At 72.2% G+C, this 19791-nt stretch carries 17 protein-coding genes; 2 read left to right on the forward strand and 15 right to left on the reverse strand.

Going from position 1 to position 19791, the window contains the following annotated elements:
• Position 1 precedes the first annotated feature (1 nt).
• The 12 genes from AQJ11_RS01595 to AQJ11_RS01655 all read right to left on the reverse strand — a co-directional run bounded on the left by AQJ11_RS01595 (position 2) and on the right by AQJ11_RS01655 (position 15725).
• Positions 2-2458, reverse strand: a complete 2457-nt coding sequence (locus tag AQJ11_RS01595) for a serine/threonine-protein kinase (protein WP_079082189.1) — start codon at positions 2456-2458, stop codon at positions 2-4.
• Positions 2455-3735, reverse strand: a complete 1281-nt coding sequence (locus tag AQJ11_RS01605) for a coiled-coil domain-containing protein (protein WP_059261568.1) — start codon at positions 3733-3735, stop codon at positions 2455-2457. Before AQJ11_RS01605 ends, AQJ11_RS01595 begins: the two co-directional genes overlap by 4 nt.
• A 41-nt stretch (positions 3736-3776) precedes the next feature.
• Positions 3777-4808 carry a glutamate ABC transporter substrate-binding protein gene (locus AQJ11_RS01610; RefSeq protein ID WP_059261569.1) on the reverse strand — a complete coding sequence of 344 codons (1032 nt, stop codon included), beginning with the start codon at positions 4806-4808 and terminating at the stop codon, positions 3777-3779.
• Between the two features lie 14 nt (positions 4809-4822).
• Complete coding sequence (locus tag AQJ11_RS01615) at positions 4823-6271, reverse strand: hypothetical protein (RefSeq protein WP_398780013.1); 1449 nt, start codon at positions 6269-6271, stop codon at positions 4823-4825.
• A 196-nt stretch (positions 6272-6467) separates the two neighbouring features.
• Positions 6468-7922, reverse strand: coding sequence for a purine-cytosine permease family protein (locus AQJ11_RS01620; protein WP_175252151.1), 1455 nt, complete (start codon positions 7920-7922; stop codon positions 6468-6470).
• A 66-nt stretch (positions 7923-7988) separates the two neighbouring features.
• Complete coding sequence (locus AQJ11_RS01625; RefSeq protein ID WP_014672768.1) at positions 7989-8981, reverse strand: N-acetylglucosamine kinase; 993 nt, start codon at positions 8979-8981, stop codon at positions 7989-7991.
• Positions 8972-10237, reverse strand: a complete 1266-nt coding sequence (locus tag AQJ11_RS01630) for a 6-phospho-beta-glucosidase (RefSeq protein WP_059261570.1) — start codon at positions 10235-10237, stop codon at positions 8972-8974. The genes AQJ11_RS01625 and AQJ11_RS01630 overlap by 10 nt, the downstream gene beginning before the upstream one ends.
• A 7-nt stretch (positions 10238-10244) precedes the next feature.
• On the reverse strand, positions 10245-11138 hold the full coding sequence (locus tag AQJ11_RS01635; RefSeq protein ID WP_059261571.1) for a carbohydrate ABC transporter permease: 894 nt from the start codon (positions 11136-11138) through the stop codon (positions 10245-10247).
• Positions 11139-11140: 2 nt separating this feature from the next.
• Positions 11141-12082 (reverse strand): carbohydrate ABC transporter permease, encoded by a 942-nt coding sequence (locus AQJ11_RS01640; protein ID WP_041665177.1) that lies wholly within the window; start codon positions 12080-12082, stop codon positions 11141-11143.
• Positions 12082-13425, reverse strand: a complete 1344-nt coding sequence (locus tag AQJ11_RS01645; protein ID WP_059261572.1) for an ABC transporter substrate-binding protein — start codon at positions 13423-13425, stop codon at positions 12082-12084. The genes AQJ11_RS01640 and AQJ11_RS01645 overlap by 1 nt, the downstream gene beginning before the upstream one ends.
• A gap of 42 nt (positions 13426-13467) precedes the next feature.
• Positions 13468-14679: an ROK family transcriptional regulator gene (locus AQJ11_RS01650; protein WP_041665176.1), complete on the reverse strand. Its 1212-nt coding sequence runs from the start codon at positions 14677-14679 to the stop codon at positions 13468-13470.
• 218 nt (positions 14680-14897) lie between these two features.
• Positions 14898-15725, reverse strand: coding sequence for a hypothetical protein (locus AQJ11_RS01655; protein ID WP_059261573.1), 828 nt, complete (start codon positions 15723-15725; stop codon positions 14898-14900).
• 224 nt (positions 15726-15949) lie between these two features.
• Here AQJ11_RS01655 and AQJ11_RS01660 point away from each other — a divergent pair, with 224 nt between their 5' ends.
• Complete coding sequence (locus tag AQJ11_RS01660; RefSeq protein WP_244218067.1) at positions 15950-16501, forward strand: hypothetical protein; 552 nt, start codon at positions 15950-15952, stop codon at positions 16499-16501.
• 70 nt (positions 16502-16571) lie between these two features.
• Here AQJ11_RS01660 and AQJ11_RS01665 read toward each other — a convergent pair whose 3' ends face one another.
• Both AQJ11_RS01665 and AQJ11_RS01670 read right to left on the reverse strand, forming a co-directional pair.
• On the reverse strand, positions 16572-17021 hold the full coding sequence (locus AQJ11_RS01665) for a PDDEXK family nuclease (protein WP_107120764.1): 450 nt from the start codon (positions 17019-17021) through the stop codon (positions 16572-16574).
• Positions 17022-17105: 84 nt separating this feature from the next.
• Positions 17106-18218 carry a mechanosensitive ion channel family protein gene (locus AQJ11_RS01670; protein WP_059261896.1) on the reverse strand — a complete coding sequence of 371 codons (1113 nt, stop codon included), beginning with the start codon at positions 18216-18218 and terminating at the stop codon, positions 17106-17108.
• Positions 18219-18535: 317 nt separating this feature from the next.
• Here AQJ11_RS01670 and AQJ11_RS01675 point away from each other — a divergent pair, with 317 nt between their 5' ends.
• Positions 18536-19072: an HNH endonuclease gene (locus AQJ11_RS01675; protein WP_014672759.1), complete on the forward strand. Its 537-nt coding sequence runs from the start codon at positions 18536-18538 to the stop codon at positions 19070-19072.
• 105 nt (positions 19073-19177) lie between these two features.
• Here AQJ11_RS01675 and AQJ11_RS01680 read toward each other — a convergent pair whose 3' ends face one another.
• Entirely contained in the window at positions 19178-19780 is a 603-nt protein-coding gene (locus tag AQJ11_RS01680; protein ID WP_058080553.1) for a hypothetical protein, read from the reverse strand.
• Positions 19781-19791 lie beyond the last annotated feature (11 nt).

Below are 19791 nucleotides of genomic sequence, written 5' to 3' on the forward strand. Positions count from 1 at the left end.
ACTACACCCACGTCCGGGGACGGTAACGGTTGGCCCGTTCCACCAGCTCGATCCTCTCATCACCGCCGGGCGCCAGCCGTGCCAGCGTGCGGTAGGCGCGCTCCAGGCCGAAGCGGAGGCCCCGCTCGTCCAGACCGCTGCCCAGCAGCACCCGGCCTCCGGCGGCGGGCCCGGTGCCCTGGCCCCCGGAGAGTATCCAGTCCAGCGCGCAGCCGAGCACTTCCGCCGACAACAGCTCGCGCCGCGCCGGGTCCAGGCCGTACGCCTGGAGTGCCTCGACCTGACCGGCGGCGGCCGTCAGGTCGTCCAGGAACGGTACGTCACCCGCGCTCGCGGTGCGCTGTCTCAGCCGGGCCCGGACGGCGGCGACCCGGGCGGCCGTGTAGTGGATGGAGGACTCCGGCACCGACTCCAGCGTCGTCACGGCGCCCCGCCGGTCCCCGGCCGCGAGCCGCACCCGGGCCAGCCCGAACGCGGCGCTCACGAAGCCCGGGTCGGTCGTCCACACCAGGCGGTAGTACTCGGCCGCGTTGTCCAGCTGGCCCAGCACCTCGGCGCACAGGCCGAGCGCCAGCTTGGGCGCGGCCTCGCCGGGGAAGGCGTCGTAGATCGCGTCGAAGGCGAGCGCGGCGTGCTCGAAGTCCCCGGTGACCAGCGCGGCCACGCCCCGGTACCACACCACCCGCCAGTCGTCGCCCTGCTCCTCGTCCAGCTCGGCCAGGCTCGTCAGCGCGCCCTGGTGGTCGCCGCTCTCCAGCCGGGCGCGGATCTCCCGGAGCCGGGTCTCCACGGTCCGTGCGGGCGCCGCCGCCAGCGCGCTCATCAGCTCGGCCGGCGCCGAGGCCGTCAGGCCCGCGAGGAAACCGGCGCCGGGGTCGTTCGGGTCGACCAGCGGGACCGGCAGGGCGAGCGCGGCGGCCGGCGTGTCGACGGGCCTGACCAGGGCCGGCGGGGGCGGGGCGGGAGTGGCGGGAGCCTTCCGCACCGGCCGGGCGCCCAGCCGGGACACGTCTCCGTGCAGCCGGGGGAACAACTCCGTGTCCGTGACCTTGGTCTCGGGCCCGAACAGCGTCGACAGCGCGGGCCGCGCCCGCCCGGTCTGGAGCGAGACGACCTCGCGCAGCACCCCCGTCAGCTGCTCGGCCATCTCCTGCGCGGAGGCGAACCGGCGGCCCGGGTCGGGGTCGGTGGCGCGTACCAGGAACCGGTAGAAGGACTCGTAGCGGCGGAAGACCTCGATGGTGTCGGGGTCGGGCAGGGAGTCGGCGTAGACGTTGGTGTAGCCCTGGAAGTCGAAGGCCAGCACGGCGAGCGTGCGGGCCACCGTGTAGAGGTCGCTGGCCACGGACGGGCCGGACTCGGCGACCTCCGGTGCCTGGTAGCCCACCGTGCCGTAGATCGCCGACTCGTCGTCGTCCATCCGGCGGACCGCGCCCATGTCGATCAGCTTGAGCTGGTCCTCGGTCTGGATGGCGTTGTCGACCTTGAAGTCGCAGTACAGCAGGTTCCGGCTGTGCAGGTGGCCGAGCGCCTCCAGCGCCTCGATGCCGTACGCGCACGCCTGCTCCACCGGCAGCGGGTCGCGGCGGCCCTCGGGCGTCCGGCGGGCGTTGGCGATCTCCTTCAGGGACTTGCCGCCGACGTACTCCATGACGATGTAGCCGTCGAGGGAGCCGGTGCGCTGGTCCAGGTGCTCCACGAAGTTGTAGATGCGCACGATGTTGGCGTGCTCGATCTCCGCGAGGAACCGCCGCTCGGAGATCGCCGCGGCCATCGCGTCCTGGTCACCGGTGTCCAGCAGGCCCTTGAGCACCACCCACCGGTCGGAGACGGCCCGGTCCACGGCCAGGTAGACCCAGCCCAGCCCCCCGTGCGCCAGGCAGCCCGCGACCTCGTACTGGCCGCGCACGATGTCCCCGGCCCGCAGCTTGGGCACGAAGGAGTACGGGTGACCGCACTTGGTGCAGAAACCTTCCGTGCGGCCCGGCCGGTCACCCCGCGCCCGGCCGACCGGCGCCCCGCAGTCCGACCGCGAGCAGAACCGCTTCCGCTCCGGCACCTCCGGGTTCTCCAGCACCATCGCGCGCGGGTCGGGCCGCGGCACCTGCGGCACCGCGACCAGCCCGGCGCCCAGCCGCCCCCGCGAGGAGGCCCCGGAGGAAGAGCCCGAGCTGCGCACCGACACCGAGCGGCCCGTGGGCTTCCCCGACAGCGACCGGGACAGCCGCCCGGACACCGAGCGGCGCGACCTCGACGACTGCGAGGTCGTGCGCGAGCTGCGGGAACTGCCGCTGTCGGACGCTCCCCGGGCGACCCCGGTGGGCGGCGAGCCCACCATGCCGGTCGCCGAGACGACCGGTGCGAGACCGCACGTGTCGCAGTACAGCTCGCCGCCGCCGACGTCCTCGTACGTCCCCTCGCAGCCCGGCCGCTGGCAGCTCTGCCCCGGCTGACTCATGACTCGCCCCCCTTACGGTCCTCCGGCGCGCTCGCGCTGCCGAGCAGTTCCGCCGCCGCCTGCTGGTAGCGCAGTACGGCCTGTTCCGCCACGCGCAGGTCGCAGGGCGCGCTCCACAGCATGCGGCGGGCCGCGTCGTACCGCTCGACCAGCAGCGGGTCCTCCGCGAGACCGTGCCGGGCGACCTTCGCCTTGTACGCGTCGAGCCGGCCGCGCAGCTCGGCGCGGACCGCGAGCGGCGCGGTGACCGCGGTCAACGACTCGCGGGCGCGCAGCAGTTCGTCCTCCGCCTTCTCCTCCAGCGACTCCAGCAGCGGGGAGAGCCGGTACCACTGGGCCTGCCTGCGGTACTCGGCCGCGGTCGCCAGCTGCTCCTGGAGCGCGGTCGGCGGCCCGCTCACCACCGGCACCTCGGTCGCGGCGATCTTCGCCAGCACCTCACCGCGCGCGGTACGCGCCTCGGCCAGGGTGCGGTCCGCGCGCGAGAGCACGTCCCGCAGCCGGATCAGCCGCGCCTCCGCGTCCTGACGGACCGTCAACACCGCGTCGATCTCCCGGCGCACGTCCTCCAGGGCGCGGGCCTCGCGGTCGTACACCGTGGTGTCCGGGCGTCCGCCGCCGGGCGCCGAACTGCCCTCGGCCGGCACCCAGAAGGCGAGCGGGTCGGAGACGACGTCCTCGCGCAGCCCGGTCAGCGTGCGGGTGATCCGCTCCAGGTCGTCACCGGCCGGGTGCTCGCCGGGGCGCACCCCCACCGAGTGCGCGAGCTGCCGGGTGCGCTGGAGTTCCGCGGCGAGTAAATCGATCCGCGCGGGCAGCGCCGACCAGACCGCGTCGGCGGCGACGATCATGTCCAGGCTCGTCGCGTACAGCTCGTTCATCCGGTCCACCAGCGCGGACAGCGAGAACGACTCGCTCAGCCTGCCGTTCCCGCCGCCGGGGACGGTCACGGACTCGCCGCGCAGCACCTCGGTCAGCTCCGCCAGGTCCTCCCGGCTGGACCAGCGGCGCCGGGCGCGGATCTCACGGGCGCCGCGCAGCGCGGCCGTGTAGGCGTCGAAGTACGTCCACAGCCGGGTGATCCGCGCCTCCGTGGCCTGCCAGCGCTCCTTGGTGACGCCGGTCAGCCGCGCGCCTTCGAGGAGTCTGCGGCCCGCGTGGTCCTGGAGGGCCAGCAGCGAGGTCTCGATCGCCTCGTGCTCCTGGCCGAGCCGCGCCAGCGCACGGTCCACCTCGTCCCGGTCCATCACCGGCCCGGCGGGGTCCGTGACGCCCATCGATCACCTCTCGCTTGCTGTCTGTTCCGGTCGGGTACGGCTCAACTGCTGCGCCGGTACTGCGGCGCGGGCGGCTTCGACGCGGCCGAGTCCTTGCCCAGTGTCGCCGACAGCCAGTCGTCGTACGACGTCTGCCAGCCGTGTGCGCGGTAGTCCACCAGAACGCGGTTGACCCGGCGTACCAGATCGCCGGCGTCCTTCTTCATCGCCACGCCGTAGTACTCGGTCGTGAACGGCGCGCCCTTCAGTTCGACGGTCGGGTCCTGCGCGGCCTGGCTCGCGGCGAGCGCGCCGTCGGTCACCACCGCATCCACTTCGCCGAGTTGCAGCCGGACCAGGCAGTCCAGCTGGTTCGGCACGGTGGTGGACAGGTCGGTGGTGGCGGGCAGCCGGCCGCCCTTCCGGTCGGCTTCCAGCTTGGCGAGCGCGGTCGAACCGGCCGCGGTGCACACCTTCTTGTGCGCCAGCGAGGCGTCGTAGCCCTTGATCGGGGAGGACTTGGGGGCGAGGACCTGCTGGCCGGTCTTGAAGTAGGGCGCGGAGAACGCGACGTGCTCCAGCCGGTCGCAGGTGATCGTCATGGTGCGGACCACCATGTCCACGCGTCCGTCCTCGATCGCCGGGATGCGCTGGTTGGTCGGTATGGCCTTGAACTGGACCGCGTCCGGGTCGCCGAGGATGTCCTCGGCGATCCGGTGGACGAGGTCGATGTCGAAGCCCTCCAGCCGGGCGCCCTCGGTGTTGGGGTTGCGGTAGCCCCAGCGGTAGCTGTTCTGGTCGACGCCGACGATCAGCTTCCGCTTGGCGCCCGTGCGTGCCTTGATCGCGTCGATCGTCGGACCGTCCGCGCCGGACGGCGCCGGTGTCCGCTCGTGCGCCTCGGCGTCCACGCACCCGTCGGCGCGGGCCTGGGTGCCGGTGACGGCCTTCTGCCCGGCCGGCCGCGCGTCGTCCGGCGCCTGCTGGGTGCACGGCAGCAGCAGGACGAACGCCAGCGCCAGCGCGCACAGCACCGCCATCACGGCGACCCCGCCCCAGCCTCGCAGGGCGGACCGCGCACGGCTCACGTCCATCGACTCGCCCCCTTTCACCGGTACTCCGAAAGCCTGCGGCCGATGCCGGCGACCGCGCCGGCCGCGCCCAGCACCGCGAGGACGGCGGCGCCCGCCGGCAGCCCGGTCATGGCGTCCCGCCCGTCCCCGGCCGCCCGCTGGAACTCGGCCCGCTCATGGGCGATGGCCCGGGCCAGGCTGCGGTCGACGCCGTCGAAGCACTCGGCGGTCGCGTCCTTGGCGCCGATCACCTTGTCCAGCGCCTGCTGGTAGTTGCCGTTCTCGTCCTCGGCGCGGGCCGCGGCGTGGCGCTGCTTCCACACCGCCATGTCGTCCTCGGCCGCCTTGACCGGGGCGGTGCCCCCCTGGTCGTCGGCGAGCCGCGCCGCCTCGGTCAGCCCCTTGCCGAGCACGGCGATGTCCTGGTCGAAGTCGCGGTAGTAGGCGTCGTACGTCGTGCCGTCGACCGTGACGGTCTCGGCGCCGCGCGCCACCAGGCTCAGGTTCTCGTTGCCGCGCGCCTTGAGGGAGGCGATCCGGGCGTCGTGGAGCACGTTGAGCGAGCGGATGCCGTGCTCGTACGAGCCGTCGAGCCCCGACCGGGCGACCATGTGGCCCACGACCAGCCACAGCAGGGCGACGGCCGTCGCGGCGCTGGCGGCGACCAGGCCGTGGTTGAGGACGCGGTGGGTGCGCCGGTAGGTGCGGTGCTGGGCCCAGCCGAGCGCGGCCAGCGCGAGCAGCCCGAGCCCGATGGCGGCCCACGGGTACGGCGTCGCGTCCGCGTAGTCCGCGTCGAGCCGCCGGTTCTGGGTGGTGTAGAGGTCCTCCGCCGCCGGGAGCATCTCCTTCTGCATCTTCTCGTTGGCGTACCGCAGATAGGCGCCGCCGACCGGGTAGCCCTGCCGGTTGTACATCCGGGCCCGCTCGATGAGGCCCTTGTACTCGGGCAGCAGCCGGTTCAGCCCGGCGATGGTCTCCTCGGACGCCGAGCCCGGCTCGGCGTTGGCGGCGGCGGTGACGAGCCCGGCGGCGGCGGAGCGGATGTCCTTCTCGTACCGTTCCCTGGAGGGGGCGTTCTCCTGCCCGCCCGCCAGGAACCCGCTGGAGGCCGCGGTGTTGGCGTCGGCCAGCGACCGGTAGATGCCGGCCGCGCCGTAACTGAGCGGCTGGCTGCGGCGCAGCACGTCGTCGGCGGCGGCCGAGCGGGCGCTGGTCTGCCAGGCGGTGACCGCCCCGAACGCGACGACCAGCAGCGCCAGGACGGCACCGATGATCCGCAGCCGCCCCGGCTCGGTCGTCGCGGCGGCCCGCAGCCGCTCGGCACCCTCGGCGAAGGCGGTCCGGCGCGCGGGCGGCACCCCCGGAGCGACGGCCGGGGGGAACCCGGGCGGCCCGGGCTGGGCGGGGATGCCGGGGAGACCGGCCGCACCGGCGGACCCGGCCGGCGGTGGCGCCGCGCTGCTCTTCGGCGGGTGTGTCACTCGACCTCCCCCATGGTCATCCGTACGCCGCCCAGTATCACCGGCCGCACCGACATTGCGCACCGGCCTTCACTGGATCTTGATCGGATCGCCGCGTGCCCGGGGGCGCGTACCGGCTCACGCACCACCCCCCGTGCTGGAACACGCCGGTGACGGGGGATCGGTTCCCCGGGCGACGGGCCGGCCGGGGACGGCCTCACGGCTCGCGGTGCTCGTGTGCGGCCTGTTCCAGGGCCGCCGCCTCCGCCGCCGCCAGCCGGGTCTCCGCCGCCACGTCGATCGAGCGGGTCAGCCACCAGTACAGGAGCGCGCTGACGGGGAGGCCGACGAAGAGGGAGATGTCGGCGCCGCCCAGCGCCCTCGCGGCGGGGCCGAGGAACAGGGTGCCGACGGAGAAGAACGGGACCATGGCGGCGAAGCCGACGAGGTAGGCGATGATGCCGTGCCGGCCCCAGCGGCCGTAGATGCCGTGCGGGTTGAAGATCTCGGCGATGGCGTAGTGCCCGCGGCGCACCACGTAGTAGTCCATGAGGTTCACCGCGGTCCACGGGATGAACAGGTAGAGCACCAGCAGCAGGAAGTTCTCGAAGTTCGCCAGGAAGTTCGACGTCGCGGCCAGCGCGCCGGCCAGGGAGAGCGCCGCGGTGAGGCCGAGGGTGACCAGCCGTACGGCGAGCGTCGGCCGGACCCGCTGGAAGGAGTCGATGGCGCTGATGAGCGTGAGGGACCCGCCGTACATGTTCAGCGCGGTCACCGAGACCAGGCCGAGGGCCGAGAACAGCAGCACGACGGCGCCGAACCCGGTGAACACCTTGTCCCCCGCGGCGTCGATCGCCGGGATCGTCTGGAAGGTCCCCGGGCCCGCCCAGGCCGCCAGCAGCGCCCCGAGCACCATCAGCCAGATGCCGCCCAGCGCGGAGCCGAAGTAGGTCCAGTAGAAGGTCTTGCGGACGGTCACGTCCGGAGGCAGGTAGCGGGAGTAGTCGGAGACGTAGATGGCCCAGCTGATCTGGTAGCCCGCGACCACGCCGAACTGCGCGAGGAACGGCGTCCACCGGAAGCCGCCGAGGTCGAAGGAGCCCGCCGGGTAGTGCAGGGTGACCAGGACGCCCACGGTGAAGATCCCGAAGATCACCAGGAAGGTGTACGTCAGGATCCGCTCGGCCTTGTGGATGATGTCGTAGCCCACCAGCGCGATGACGAGCGCGACGGCGGTCACCACGACGACCCACAGCTTGACGCCGCCGTGCAGCGTGGCGTGCAGGGAGCCGGCGGCGAGGATGCTGTTGAAGACGTTGAACCCGGCGTACTGCACATAGGCGAACAGCCACACCAGCAGCGCGCCGACGTAGCCGAACTGGGGCCGGGACTGGATCATCTGCGGCAGCCCGAGCTGGGGGCCCTGGGCGGAGTGGAAGGCCATGAAGAAGGTGCCGATGACGGTGCCGGAGACGATGGCCAGCAGCGACCAGACGAGGTTGCCGCCCTGGGTGATGCTGACCAGCCCGACCGCCAGGGTGGCGATCTGCGCGTTGGACATGAACCACAGCGGGCCCAGGTGCCAGAGCTTGCCGTGCCGCTCGTCCAGCGGGACGTAGTCGATGGACCGGACTTCGAGACCGGACACTCGTGGCTCGGCTGATGTGCTCATGATGCCTCCCGAGGTCGGGTCCGCACCTCTGGTCACATTGTTGCCCCGCTCCGCCCCCCGGACGACTCAGGATCGGCCCCCCTCCCAGTGGCCCCGCGCCCGCTCCTGCGCCCCCGCATCCGCCCCCAGCCGGTCCAGGCCCAGCAGGACCGCCCCCAGCACCGGGCTCGCCGTCACCACGCGGACGTCGGCCTTGGGGGCGCGGGCCGCCAGGAGGGTGCGGACGGTGTCGTTCAGCAGCGGGTGGCCGGCGGTGAGGACGCTGCCGCCGAGGAGGACCGGGGCCTCCTCGTCCAGCAGGTCCAGGCGCCTCAGCGCGACCGTGGCCATCACCGTGACCTCCTCCGCGAGCCGGGTGACGATCGCGCGGGCCACCGGGTCGCCGTCCGCCGCCGTCGCGAACAGGACCGGGGTCAGCTCGTGCCGGCGGTCGTGGTCCAGGTGCTCCAGGTGCAGCGCCTCGATGAGGGCGTACATGGTCGGCAGGCCGAAGTGCGCGGGCAGGGTGCGGGCCAGGGAGGTCGGTCCGCCGCGCCCGTCCTCCGCGCGCGCCGCGTGCCACAGGGCCTCCTCCGCCAGGCCCCAGCCGCCGCCCCAGTCACCGGAGATACGGCCGATGGCCGGGAAGCGTGCGGTACGGCCGTCGGGCCGCATGCCCACGCAGTTGATGCCCGCGCCGCACACCACCGCCACCCCGCGCGGCTCGGCGACGCCCGCGCGCAGGATCGCGAAGGTGTCGTTGCGGACCTCCACCGACGCGCCCCACGCGCGCGCGTGCAGCGCCGCCGCCAACTGCTCCTCCTCCACCGGCAGATCGGCGTTGGCCAGACAGGCCGCGACATGGCCGACGGAGGTGACCCCGGCGTCCGCGAACGCCCGGGCCACCGGTTCCGCCAGCGCGTCCAGCGCCGCGGCCACGCCCACCACGGGCGGCCGGAAACCGCCGCCGCGAGCCGTGGCCAGCACCTCGCCGGCGGCGTTGACCACGGCCACGTCGGTCTTGCTGTTGCCCGCGTCGATGGCGAGGACCGTCAGGGGGTCAGGTGCGGTCAGGCCCACGCGAGGTGCTCCCGGTTGTGTGCGATCAGCTGGTCGGTGAGGGCGTCTGCGTACGCGTACTGGCCGATCAGGGGGTGTGCCAGCAGCGCGCGGAAGACGCGGTCCCGGCCGCCGCGCAGGGCGGCCTCCAGGGCCAGGTCCTCATAGGCCGTCACGTTCGCGATCAGGCCCGAGAAGAGCGGGTCCAGGGCGGGGACCGGGAGCGGGACCGGGCCGGCCGGGCCGACCGCCGCCTGCACCTCGATCACCGCGTCGTCCGGGAGGAAGGGCAGCGTTCCCCTGTTGAGCGTGTTCACCACCTGGTACGGGCTGCCCCCGCCGCCCAGCAGGGCCGCCGCCAGGTCCACGGCCGCCTCCGAGTAGAAGGCTCCGCCGCGCTTGGCCAGCAGGGCCGGCTTCTCGTCCAGGGCCGGGTCGCCGTACATCGCCAGGAGTTCGCGCTCCATCGCCGCCACCTCGGCCGCCCGCGAGGGCTTCGTGCGCAGTTCCCGGACGACCTCGTCGTGCGCGTAGTAGTAGCGCAGGTAGTAGGAGGGGACGACGCCGAGGCGGTCCAGCAGGGGGCGGGGGAGGCGGACGTCGTCCGCGATGGCCCCGCCGTGCTCGGCCAGGAGCTTCGGCAGGACGTTCTCGCCCTCCGGTCCGCCCAGACGCACACCGGTTTCCCAGGTGAGGTGGTTCAGGCCCACATGGGCCAGGTGCACATCCGCCGGGGCCGCGCCGAGCAGGGCAGCGAACTTCCGCTGGAAGCCGATCGCCACGTTGCACAGGCCGACCGCCCGGTGCCCGGCCTGGAGCAGGGCGCGGGTGACGATGCCGACCGGGTTGGTGAAGTCGATGATCCACGCGCGCGGGTTGCTCCGGCGGACCCGTTCGGCGATGTCCAGGACCACCGGGACCGTGCGCAGGGCCTTCGCCAGGCCGCCCGCGCCGGTGGTCTCCTGGCCGATGCAGCCGCACTCCAGCGGCCAGGTCTCGTCCTGCTGCCGGGCCGCCTGGCCGCCGACGCGCAACTGGAGCAGGACGGCGTCGGCGCCGTCGATTCCCGCGTCCAGGTCGGACGTCGTGACGATCCGGCCGCCGTGGCCCTGCTTGGCGAAGATCCGCCGGGCCAGCCCGCCGACCAGCTCCAGCCGGTCCTCGGCCGGGTCGACCAGGACCAGTTCCTCGACGGGCAGGGTGTCCCTGAGCCGCGCGAAGCCGTCGACGAGTTCCGGTGTGTAGGTCGAGCCGCCGCCGACCACGGTGAGTTTCATAGCCAGTTCAACCCTTTACTCCGGTGAGGGTGACGCCCTCGACGAACGCCTTCTGGGCGAAGAAGAACACGAGGATCACGGGGGCCATGACCAGCACGGTGGCGGCCATGGTGAGGTTCCAGTCGGTGTGGTGGGCGCCCTTGAAGGACTCCAGGCCGTAGGACAGCGTCCAGGCGCCGGGGTTCTCCGAGGCGTAGATCTGCGGCCCGAAGTAGTCGTTCCAGGCGTAGAAGAACTGGAAGAGGGCGACGGCGGCGATGCCCGGCTTCGCCATGGGCAGCACGACCCGCAGCAGGGTGCGCAGGTCGCCGCAGCCGTCCACCTTCGCCGCGTCCAGGTACTCGTTCGGGATCGTCATCAGGAACTGGCGCAGCAGGAAGATGGAGAACGCGTCGCCGAACGCCATGGGGACGATCAGCGGCCACAGCGTGCCCGACAGGTCCAGCTGTTTCGCCCAGAAGAGGTACATCGGGATGACGACCACCTGCGGGGGCAGCATCATCATCGAGATCACCAGCATGAGCGACAGGTTGCGGCCCCGGAAGCGGAACTTGGCGAGCGCGTACGCCACCGGGATCGAGGACACCACGGTCAGCACGGTGCCGAGACCGGCGTACAGCAGCGTGTTCTTCCACCAGGTGAGGAAGCCGGGCGTGTCGAAGACCTTGCGGTAGTTGCCCCACTCCCAGGTGTGCGGGACCAGGTCCCGGCTGAGGGCCTGGCTGTCGCTCATCAGCGAGGTCAGGAACACGAACACGAACGGCAGCGTGAAGAACAGCGCGGCGGCCACGCCGAGCGCGTGGACCGCGATCCACTCCAGCGCCGCCCGGCGCCGGGCGGCGCGCTCGGCGCCGGTGACGAGCGGCGCCGGCTTCACCGGCTGCTCCAGAACTTGCGTCATGGTCAGTCACCTGCCTGGATCAGGCCGCCCCGGCGCCGCATCAGCAGCGCGGTGAACGCCATCGACAGGGCGAACAGCACCAGCGCCACCACACACGCCGAGCCGTAGTCGAAGCGCTGGAAGCCGAGGTTGTAGACGAGCTGGGGGAGGGTGAGCGTGGACTTGTCGGGGTAGCCGGGCTCGAACTGGGTGCCGGCGCCCTGGATCACGCCGGAGGCGACCTTCCCGGCCACCAGCGGCTGGGTGTAGTACTGCATGGTCTGGATCACGCCGGTGACGACGGCGAACATCACGATCGGGGAGATGTTCGGCAGGGTCACGTACCGGAACCGCTGCCAGGCCGAGGTGCCGTCCAGCTCCGCCGCCTCGTACTGCTCCGTCGGTACGTCGAGCAGCGCGGCCATGAAGATGACCATCAGGTCGCCGACGCCCCACAGGGCCAGCAGGGTCAGCGCCGGCTTGGACCAGGTGGGGTCGTTGAACCAGCCCGGCGCCGGCAGCCCGGCCTTCTCCAGGAGTGAGTTCACCGGGCCGGTGCCGGGGTTGAGCAGGAACGCGAAGGCCATGGTGGCCGCGACCGGCGGGGCGAGGTACGGCAGGTAGAACAGGGTGCGGAAGACGCCCGTACCGGTCTTGATCTTGGTGATGAGCAGTCCGACGCCCAGCCCGAAGAGCACCCGCAGGCTCACCATGATCACGACCAGCCAGAGCGTGTTGCGCAGGGCGGGCCAGAACAGCGGGTAGTGCTCGAAGACGTACGTCCAGTTCTTCCCGCCGCTCCACGTCGGCGGCCGGAAGCCGTCGTAGTGCATGAAGGAGAAGTAGACCGTGGAGATCAGCGGGTAGGCGAAGAAGACCGCGAAGCCGATGAGCCACGGGGACATGAAGGCGAGCGTGCGCAGGGCCGAGCGCCGGCGTTTCGACGCGAGGGTCACGGCGGTCATCACTGGGCCTGCGCGATGTCCGTGTCGATCTGCGCGGCCGTCTTCTTCAGCCCGGCCCTGAGATCGGTGACCTTGCCGCTCTCGTAGTCGTAGCCGAACTGCTGGATCGTCACCAGGTACACACCGCCGTTGACCGAGGCGGGGGTCGTGGTGGAGTCCGGGTCGGCGGCGATGTCCAGGAAGGTCTTGAACCGCGGGTCGTACTTCAGCTTCGGCGACTTCAGCGCGGCCAGCGTGGAGGGCACGTTGTGGATGTCGTTGGCGAAGCCGACCACCGCGTCCGTGTCCGTGGTCATGTACTTCACCAGTTCCCAGGCCGCGTTCTGCTTGTGGCTGGTGGCGGCGATGCCCGCGATGGTGCCGGTGATGTAGCCCTTGCCGTACTGGTCGGCCTGGTCGTCCGGGACCGGCAGTGGAGCGGTCCCGATCTCGAAGTCCGGCTTCGCCTCCTCGGCCATGCCGAGCCGCCACTCGCCGTCGAGCTGCATGGCGACCTGGCCGGTGTGGAAGGGGTGCTTGGGGCCCCACTCGTCGCCCAGCGTGGCGCGGAACCTCTCCAGCTTCTCAAATCCGCCGAGTTCGTCCACGAGCTTCTTCTGGAGCGTGAAGCCCTTCGCGAAGGCCGGGTCCTTGGCGAGGTTCGACTTGCCGTCCTTGTCGAAGTACGTCGGCGAGAACTGGCCGAGGTAGTGCTCGGTGGTGGACTCCCAGCCGTGGTAGTTCGGCATGAACCCGAGCTGCTTGTACCCGCTGCCCTGGGGGATCGTCAGCTTCTTGGCGTCGGCCTCGAATTCGGACCAGGTCTTCGGCGGACGCGCGATGCCCGCCTTCTCGAACGCCGTCTTGTTGTAGTAGAGCCCGTACGCGTCACCGAGCAGCGGCACCGTGCAGCGGTTGCCGTCGAACCGGGTGTACTCGTTCATCGGCTTCGGGAACGTCTTCTCCGGGTCGATCCCGGACTTCTTGAAGAACGGGTTCAGATCCACCAGCGCGCCCGAGGAGCAGAACTTGCCCACGTTGTTGGTGGTGAACGACGAGATCACGTCCGGGGCCTTCTCGCCACCGGCCCGCAGCGCCTGGTTGATCTTGTCGTCGGTCATGTTGCCGACGACGTTCACGTGGATGTTGGGATGCGCGTGCTCGAAGCCGGCGACCAGCGACTTGACGGCCTTCACCTCGTTCGGCGCGCTCCAGGCGTGCCAGAAGTTGATCGTCGTGTCCTTCGAGGGATCGTCCGTGGCACCGGAGTCGGACTGGCCGGTACACGCGGCGGTGAGGAGCACGGCGGAGGCGGTCAGGGCAAACACCGCTTTTCGGGCGACTCCGGGTATGGCTGTGGGCATGGCGAGGTCTCCCAGGGGGACGGGTCGGGAAAGAGGGGGCGCTCAGCGCGAGGTGTCGAAGACCTCGTCGCGGGTGGCGGCGAGCGCGGACTCCAGCGCGCCGCGCAGCACGGGGTGTTCGTGGACGTCGCCGACGACCAGCCGGGGCCGGGCCGCGGCCAGCTCCTCCAGCTCGGCCTGGACGAGGGCGCGCAGCACCTCGCCGCCGGCCGTCAGGGCGGAGCCGCTCAGGACGACGAGTTCGGGATCGAGGACGGAGACGAGCGAGGCGAGACCGGTGGCCAGCCGGGTGGCGTAGGTCCGCAGCAGTTCCCGGTGCGGACCGCCCGCGTGGTCGGCGGCGCGGGCGACGAGCAGGGTGGCGGCTTCGGTGTACGGCCCCGGGGGCACGTCCTCGACACCGAGTTCCCGGGCCAGCTTCGGCAGGGCCTGGGAGCCGGCCAGCTCCTGGTAGCCGCCGCTGTTGGCCTTGGTGACCTGCCGGACCAGCGGGGTGCCCGGTACCGGCAGGAAGCCGACCTCGCCGGCGCCGCCGGTCCAGCCGCGGTGCAGCCGGCCGCCGAGGACCAGGGCGGCGCCGAGGCCCTCCTGGTTCCACAGCAGCACGAAGTCCGCGTGGCCGCGGGCCGCGCCGAGCCGCTGCTCGGCGATGGCGACGAGGTTGACGTCGTTCTCGTACTCGACCGGCATCGGCAGGGCCGCCGCGAGGTCGTCGAGCAGCGCGGGGGAGTGCCAGCCCGGCAGGTGGGAGGCGTAGCGCAGTCGTCCGGTGTTGGGGTCGAAGGCGCCGGGCGTGCCGATGACCAGCCGGTGCACGTCGGACCGGGCGAGCCCGGCGGCCTTGACGGCGCCGTCGAGGGCGTCGGTGACCTGCCGGACGACGGGGTGCGCCGGGCGCCGGCCGGGGGTGGGCAGCTCGTACTCGCCGACCGTGCGGCCGGTGATGTCGGCGACGGCGGCCCGGATGCGGTGCGGGGTGACGTCGAGCCCGGCGGCGTACGCGGCCGTGGGGTTGACCGCGTAGAGCTGGGCGTTGGGACCCGGCCGGCCCTCGCTGGTGCCGGTGGCCCGGACCAGTCCGGCCGCCTCCAGACGGGCCAGCAGCTGGGAGGCGGTGGGCTTGGACAGGCCGGTGAGCTTGCCGATCCGGGTGCGCGACAGCGGCCCGTGCTCCAGCAGCAGGTCCAGGGCGGCGCGGTCGTTCATGGCGCGCAGGACGCGCGGGGTGCCCGGCGTACCGGCGGTTCCTGCCATGGGGTGCGACACCTGCCTTTCCAGCCGCCCAGCTTTTCAGTGACCTGGGCATGACGTCCAGTCTTGATCAACGGCCGCCCGGGAGATCACTGTTAGGAAACTTTCCTATTGGGGTGGGAGGAACGTAAGCCGAGGACGAAGGGGGCGTCAATAGACAACGCCCCCGAGGCAACAGAGTCGTTACCTCGGGGGCGTCGCGGTACGGGGAGCGCCCGGAGTCACTTCACGGTCACGTGGTCACCGGCGGACGTCTTCGCGCCCGTGGTGGCCGTACCGGCGAAGACGAAGCGGTAGGTGCCGCTCTTGCCCGCCTTCACCGTGGTGGACAGGGCGCCGCCGGTGCCGGACGTGATCGTCCTGACGTTCGCGTACGCGCCGCCGTCCGCCTTGAACTGGAGGACGACCTTCTGGCCCTTGTACCCGGTGTACGTGCCGGTCGCCCAGGTGGCGCGGGTCAGCTTGCCCTTGACGGTCAGCGTCCGGCCCTTGACGACGGGCTCCGGGGCGGCGTTCACGGTCAGCCGGGCGGCGCGCTTGATCTGCACCGACGCGAGGTTGCCCCACATGGTGAGGTCGTACTCGCTGTGCAGGTAGTCGTCGGAGGCGCTGCCGTCGCTGTGCGCGTAGACGCCGGCGGCCTTCCAGGTGCCGGCGTCGGCGGCCTCGTACAGCTCCTGGTCCGGAACGGCGGTGATCGTCTCGGTGCAGTCCTCGGTGACGGTCGTCTCCGTCGTGGCGGTGGGGGCGCAGACGGGCGCCTTGCGCGGGCCCAGCTCGTTGTCGGGCGACTTGAGCGTGCCGCGGTACAGCAGCACGCCCTGCGCCGTCTTCTCCTGGTCGATGACCAGGTCCTTCGGCCGGGTCAGGGTGTACGACACCGGCACGTTCACCGCCTTGGTGGTGCCGACCACGATCGGCTTGCCCTTGTTCACGGTCACACCGGTGAACGTCAGGTCCGGCGTGCCGGCCGCCGACGCGGCGGGCGCGGCCAGGCCGGCGAGGGCCAGGGCGCCGGACAGGGCGGTGCCGATGGCGAGCTTGCGCATGTTTCCCCACATTCGACACGGGCCCCCGGGCGGCGTCGCGCTCCAGAACAAGGACCCGTTGTGGGGGCGACCCTAGACGATCACCGGATGCGGAGGGAACGTGGGGTTCCTGTGAAGTCGATCTGTGTTCGGGCGAGGGTCAAGGGCGCGTCACGAGTGCGTCATGGAGGTGGTTTTCGCTGGTCACGGGGCCCTGCATTCGGGCGGCGAACGGACGTGGGGGGATGGGGCAAGTGGGGATGGTCGACGGGAGGCTGCTCTGGAGGCTGTGGCTGGTCACGATGTCCGGCTTCGCGCCCTTGCCGGCGACGGTGGGCCTGAGCGACGTCGTGGACGCGGATCTGTCCCGGTCGCTCGCCGAAGACCTCGTCGTCACCCTGCTCGTGTGGGCCGTCTTCAGTCTGCTCGCCGCCCTCTACGTGTACGCGGCCCTGGTCCGCCGGGCGCGGGGCACCGGTGTCCCGGTCACCGTGGACGCCCTCCGGGCCACGCAGGAGCGGGCGTTCCCGGCGGGTCAGGCGGAGCGGCTGCGGGCGAGGATCGCCGCGTCCGAGCGGGCGTACGACGTGACGGGCGGGGCAGGGGCGTGGGACTTCCAGTGGCGCCCGTTCCGCGGCCGGCACGCCGTCACCGGCTCCCTGACGGTGGACCGGTCGTCGGGTGAGGCCCGGGTCCTGCTGCGCGCGGACCAGGGACTGACGGACATGCCGGGGCAGCGCAGGGCGAGCGCGTTCGTGGCGCTGTGCCAGGTGACGAGGCTGGGGGAGACCGGGTGAGAGGCGGCCGGACGGCGGTGGCGGTCGCGCTGCCGCTGGGAGCGGTGGCGTGCACGGCACGGCAGCCGCGTCAGCTTGGGGCGGCGCCCTCATAGGTACGGAACTTGGGGCCGGTGTCGGTCTCGTGGTTCGTGGAGGTGACTTCGCCGACCAGGGCGAGCATGTCGATGGGGTACCAGCCGGGATGCGCGGCGAAGTGCGCCTCGTCCGTACTCGTCGGCTCGCGGCGCATGACGTAGAAGTCGGGGATGACCAACGCTGTCGTGTCGTGGGCCGGGTCGGCGAACCGGAAGCCGTTGCCGATGCCGGCATGAGGGACCGCTGCCGACCGGAGCTGGAAGCACGGCGACAGAGCCATGTCGCTGTGCCCGTCACCGGGCGGCGCCAGCGGTACGTAAGCCCGGCCTTCGATGAACTCGGGGCGTACGGGCATGGGGGAGACCGTCTCGTACGCCGCCAGGAGCTGGACGGGGTCCATCCGGGCCATGGGGTCCGGCTCCCCAGGGTGGTCGGTATTCATGGCCGGAACGATGGGGCACCCCGCGCGCTCCCCGCGCCGGAATGCCCCGCCCGTTCACTCGAACGTGTGTGCCGAACCGTTCCGTTACTTCCCCGGGGGCGCCGAGCGCTGCGGGACTATCGGGGTGGCCGCCGCCGACTGCGGGGATTCCGCGTCGGAGTACACCACCGGGGCCGCGACCGCGGCCGTCGGGTCGGGGGCGTCCTGCTGGTCCTCGACGGCCGTCGCACCGCCCACGATGCGGATGCTCGCCGCGTCGAACGCCCGCTTGATCCGCCAGCGCAGCTCCCGCTCCACCGTGACCGACTTGCCCGGCATCGTCCTGGCCGAGACCCGGACCACCATGGAGTCGATCAGCACGGAGTCCAGTCCGAGCACCTCGATCGGGCTCCACAGCAGCTCGTTCCAGGGCTCTTCCTTGCCCATCTTCTCGGCGACCTCGACCAGCGTGGCCTTCACCCGGTCCAGGTCCTCGTTCGCCCGCACGGTCACGTCGACCCCGGCCGTCGCCCAGCCCTGGGACAGGTTGCCGATCCGCTTGACCTCGCCGTTGCGGACGTACCAGATCTCCCCGTTGTCGCCGCGCAGCTTGGTCACGCGCAGCCCGACCTCGATCACCTCGCCGGTCGCCACACCCGCGTCGATCACGTCCCCGACGCCGTACTGGTCCTCCAGGATCATGAACACGCCGGACAGGAAGTCCGTGACCAGGTTGCGCGCGCCGAAACCGATCGCCACGCCCGCGACACCGGCCGACGCCAGCAGCGGCGCCAGGTTGATCTTGAAGGTGCCCAGCACCATCAGCGCGGCCGTGCCGAGGATCAGGAAGCTCGCCACCGACCGCAGCACCGAACCGATCGCCGCCGCCCGCTGCCGCCGCCGCTCGGCGTTCACCAGCAGCCCGCCCAGCGCACTGCCGTCCACCGCCTGCACGGTGCGGTTCATCCGCTCGATCAGCTTGGTGATCGCCCGCCGCACCACCGCCCGCAGTGCCACCGCCACGACCAGGATCAGCAGGATCTGAAGACCCATCGCGAGCCACGTCGACCAGTTCTGCTCGACCCAGCTCGCCGCGTTCGTCGCGCTCTCCTGGGCGTCCTGGAGCGTCGGCACGGCCGGGGCCGACGATCCCGACGGCGACGGCGAAGGAGACGGCGATGCGCCGGCGGCCAGGACGGCGGCGGGCAGGGACGACACGGCAGGTACCTCCCAGGTGCTGCGCGGTCCGTACCGGCGGGCGGTCAAGGTCACGAAAAGGTCACCGGACGGACAGGACCACCACACTAACGGGGCATTGTGTATGCCCCGTGCCGATCCGCACAGGAGGCGTGCAGGAGAGACGCGGCTCACGCGGGCTTGAACAGGCCATGATCCGGGGGATGAATGAGGGTGTGGTCGAAAACACTCCCAGCCCGTTACCGGGACATGGTGGCGCGTTCACCAGGCATGAGGAGAGACTGACCTCAGATCGTCCCGGCGCGAGCCACGCGCCGCCGACGCCCAAGGAGGCACCCGTGCCGCATGTCCTGGTCCTCAACGCGTCGTACGAGCCGCTCGGCGTCGTACCGCTCCGCCGCGCGCTCGTCCTCGTCCTGGAGAACAAGGCAGTCTCCCTGGAGGAATCCGGCGCCTATATGCACAGCGCAACCGTCACCCTCCCCGCACCCAGCGTGGTCCGGCTCAAGCGATTCGTCCGGGTCCCCTATCGGGGGCCTGTTCCTCTGACCCGCCGTGCGCTGTTCGCGCGCGACGGGGGCCGGTGCATGTACTGCGGTGGCGTCGCAACCAGCGTCGACCACGTCATCCCGCGCAGTCGCGGGGGCAAGCACGTCTGGGACAACGTGGTGGCGTCCTGCCGCCGCTGCAACCACGTCAAGGCCGACCGTCACCTCGTGGAACTGGGCTGGCGGCTGCGGCACAAACCGGCTCCGCCGACGGGGCTGGCCTGGCGGATCATCGGCACGGGGCATCGTGACCCGCGCTGGTTGCCGTACTTGCAGCCGTACGGCGCGGACGACGCCCTGGCCCGGATCGACGGCATCTCCGCCTAGTCGGTCCGGGCCGGTGTGTCCGCGCCTGCGTCGGTGGCCGTGGGCGCGTGGGGCGCCTGCGCGCGGCTCCCCGCGCCCCTTCAGGCCGGCTCCGCGCCCCGGAGCTCAGCCCCGGGGCCCGTCCGGGCGGGCGCCGCGCGCCGCGTACAGGGCCGCGCCCACCGCGAACGCGGCCAGGGCCACCGCCCAGGCGCCCGGCTGGGCGCCCGGCTGCATCGGCCAGGCCCACACCGTGCCCGCGCGGCCACGGGCGGCGGAGGAGCCCAGGTAGACGGCGGACACGTAGGCGAACGCGGGGAGCCAGCTCAGGCGGGCGCCCAGGAGGACGGCCGCCGTCGCGGTGACGCCCGTGCAGCCCAGGGTGTTGCGGATGACGGCGGGCGGGCCGAAGGTGTCCGCGTGGCCGAGCACGGCCGGGACGACCAGCAGGGCCGCCAGTGCGGTCAGGGCCGTCAGCTGGGCCAGCCGGCGCGGCCACCAGGGGCGTACGGCCGTGCGGTCCAGTTCGTCCGAGGCGCTGTACAGGCTCGCGCCGATCACCGCCGACGCCAGCAGCGGCGCCAGCGCGACGATCGGCACCCGGCGGTCGGGATCGAGGTAGGCGTCCAGCCGGCCGGCCGCCCACAGGGCGAAGGCGGCGGTGCCGAGGAGCGCGGCCAGCGTGGCGGGCAGCGCCCGGGAGCGGGCGTACAGCAGGGGTCCGGTCACAGGGCCGGCAC

The sequence above is a fragment of the Streptomyces corchorusii genome, from assembly GCF_001514055.1.
In the GTDB taxonomy this organism is placed as follows: domain Bacteria; phylum Actinomycetota; class Actinomycetes; order Streptomycetales; family Streptomycetaceae; genus Streptomyces; species Streptomyces olivaceoviridis.

Bases quoted from the DNA above. Each gene is read 5' to 3' on its own strand.
- AQJ11_RS01665 (WP_107120764.1), bottom strand. From the start codon at position 17,021: ATGAATACCGACCACCCTGGGGAGCCGGACCCCATGGCCCGGATGGAC.
- AQJ11_RS01655 (WP_059261573.1), bottom strand. From the start codon at position 15,725: ATGCGCAAGCTCGCCATCGGCACCGCCCTGTCCGGCGCCCTGGCCCTC.
- AQJ11_RS01660 (WP_244218067.1), top strand. From the start codon at position 15,950: ATGGGGCAAGTGGGGATGGTCGACGGGAGGCTGCTCTGGAGGCTGTGG.
- AQJ11_RS01630 (WP_059261570.1), bottom strand. From the start codon at position 10,237: ATGAAACTCACCGTGGTCGGCGGCGGCTCGACCTACACACCGGAACTC.
- AQJ11_RS01640 (WP_041665177.1), bottom strand. From the start codon at position 12,082: ATGACCGCCGTGACCCTCGCGTCGAAACGCCGGCGCTCGGCCCTGCGC.
- AQJ11_RS01605 (WP_059261568.1), bottom strand. From the start codon at position 3,735: ATGGGCGTCACGGACCCCGCCGGGCCGGTGATGGACCGGGACGAGGTG.
- AQJ11_RS01650 (WP_041665176.1), bottom strand. From the start codon at position 14,679: ATGGCAGGAACCGCCGGTACGCCGGGCACCCCGCGCGTCCTGCGCGCC.
- AQJ11_RS01595 (WP_079082189.1), bottom strand. From the start codon at position 2,458: ATGAGTCAGCCGGGGCAGAGCTGCCAGCGGCCGGGCTGCGAGGGGACG.
- AQJ11_RS01645 (WP_059261572.1), bottom strand. From the start codon at position 13,425: ATGCCCACAGCCATACCCGGAGTCGCCCGAAAAGCGGTGTTTGCCCTG.
- AQJ11_RS01620 (WP_175252151.1), bottom strand. From the start codon at position 7,922: ATGAGCACATCAGCCGAGCCACGAGTGTCCGGTCTCGAAGTCCGGTCC.
- AQJ11_RS01635 (WP_059261571.1), bottom strand. From the start codon at position 11,138: ATGACGCAAGTTCTGGAGCAGCCGGTGAAGCCGGCGCCGCTCGTCACC.
- AQJ11_RS01610 (WP_059261569.1), bottom strand. From the start codon at position 4,808: ATGGACGTGAGCCGTGCGCGGTCCGCCCTGCGAGGCTGGGGCGGGGTC.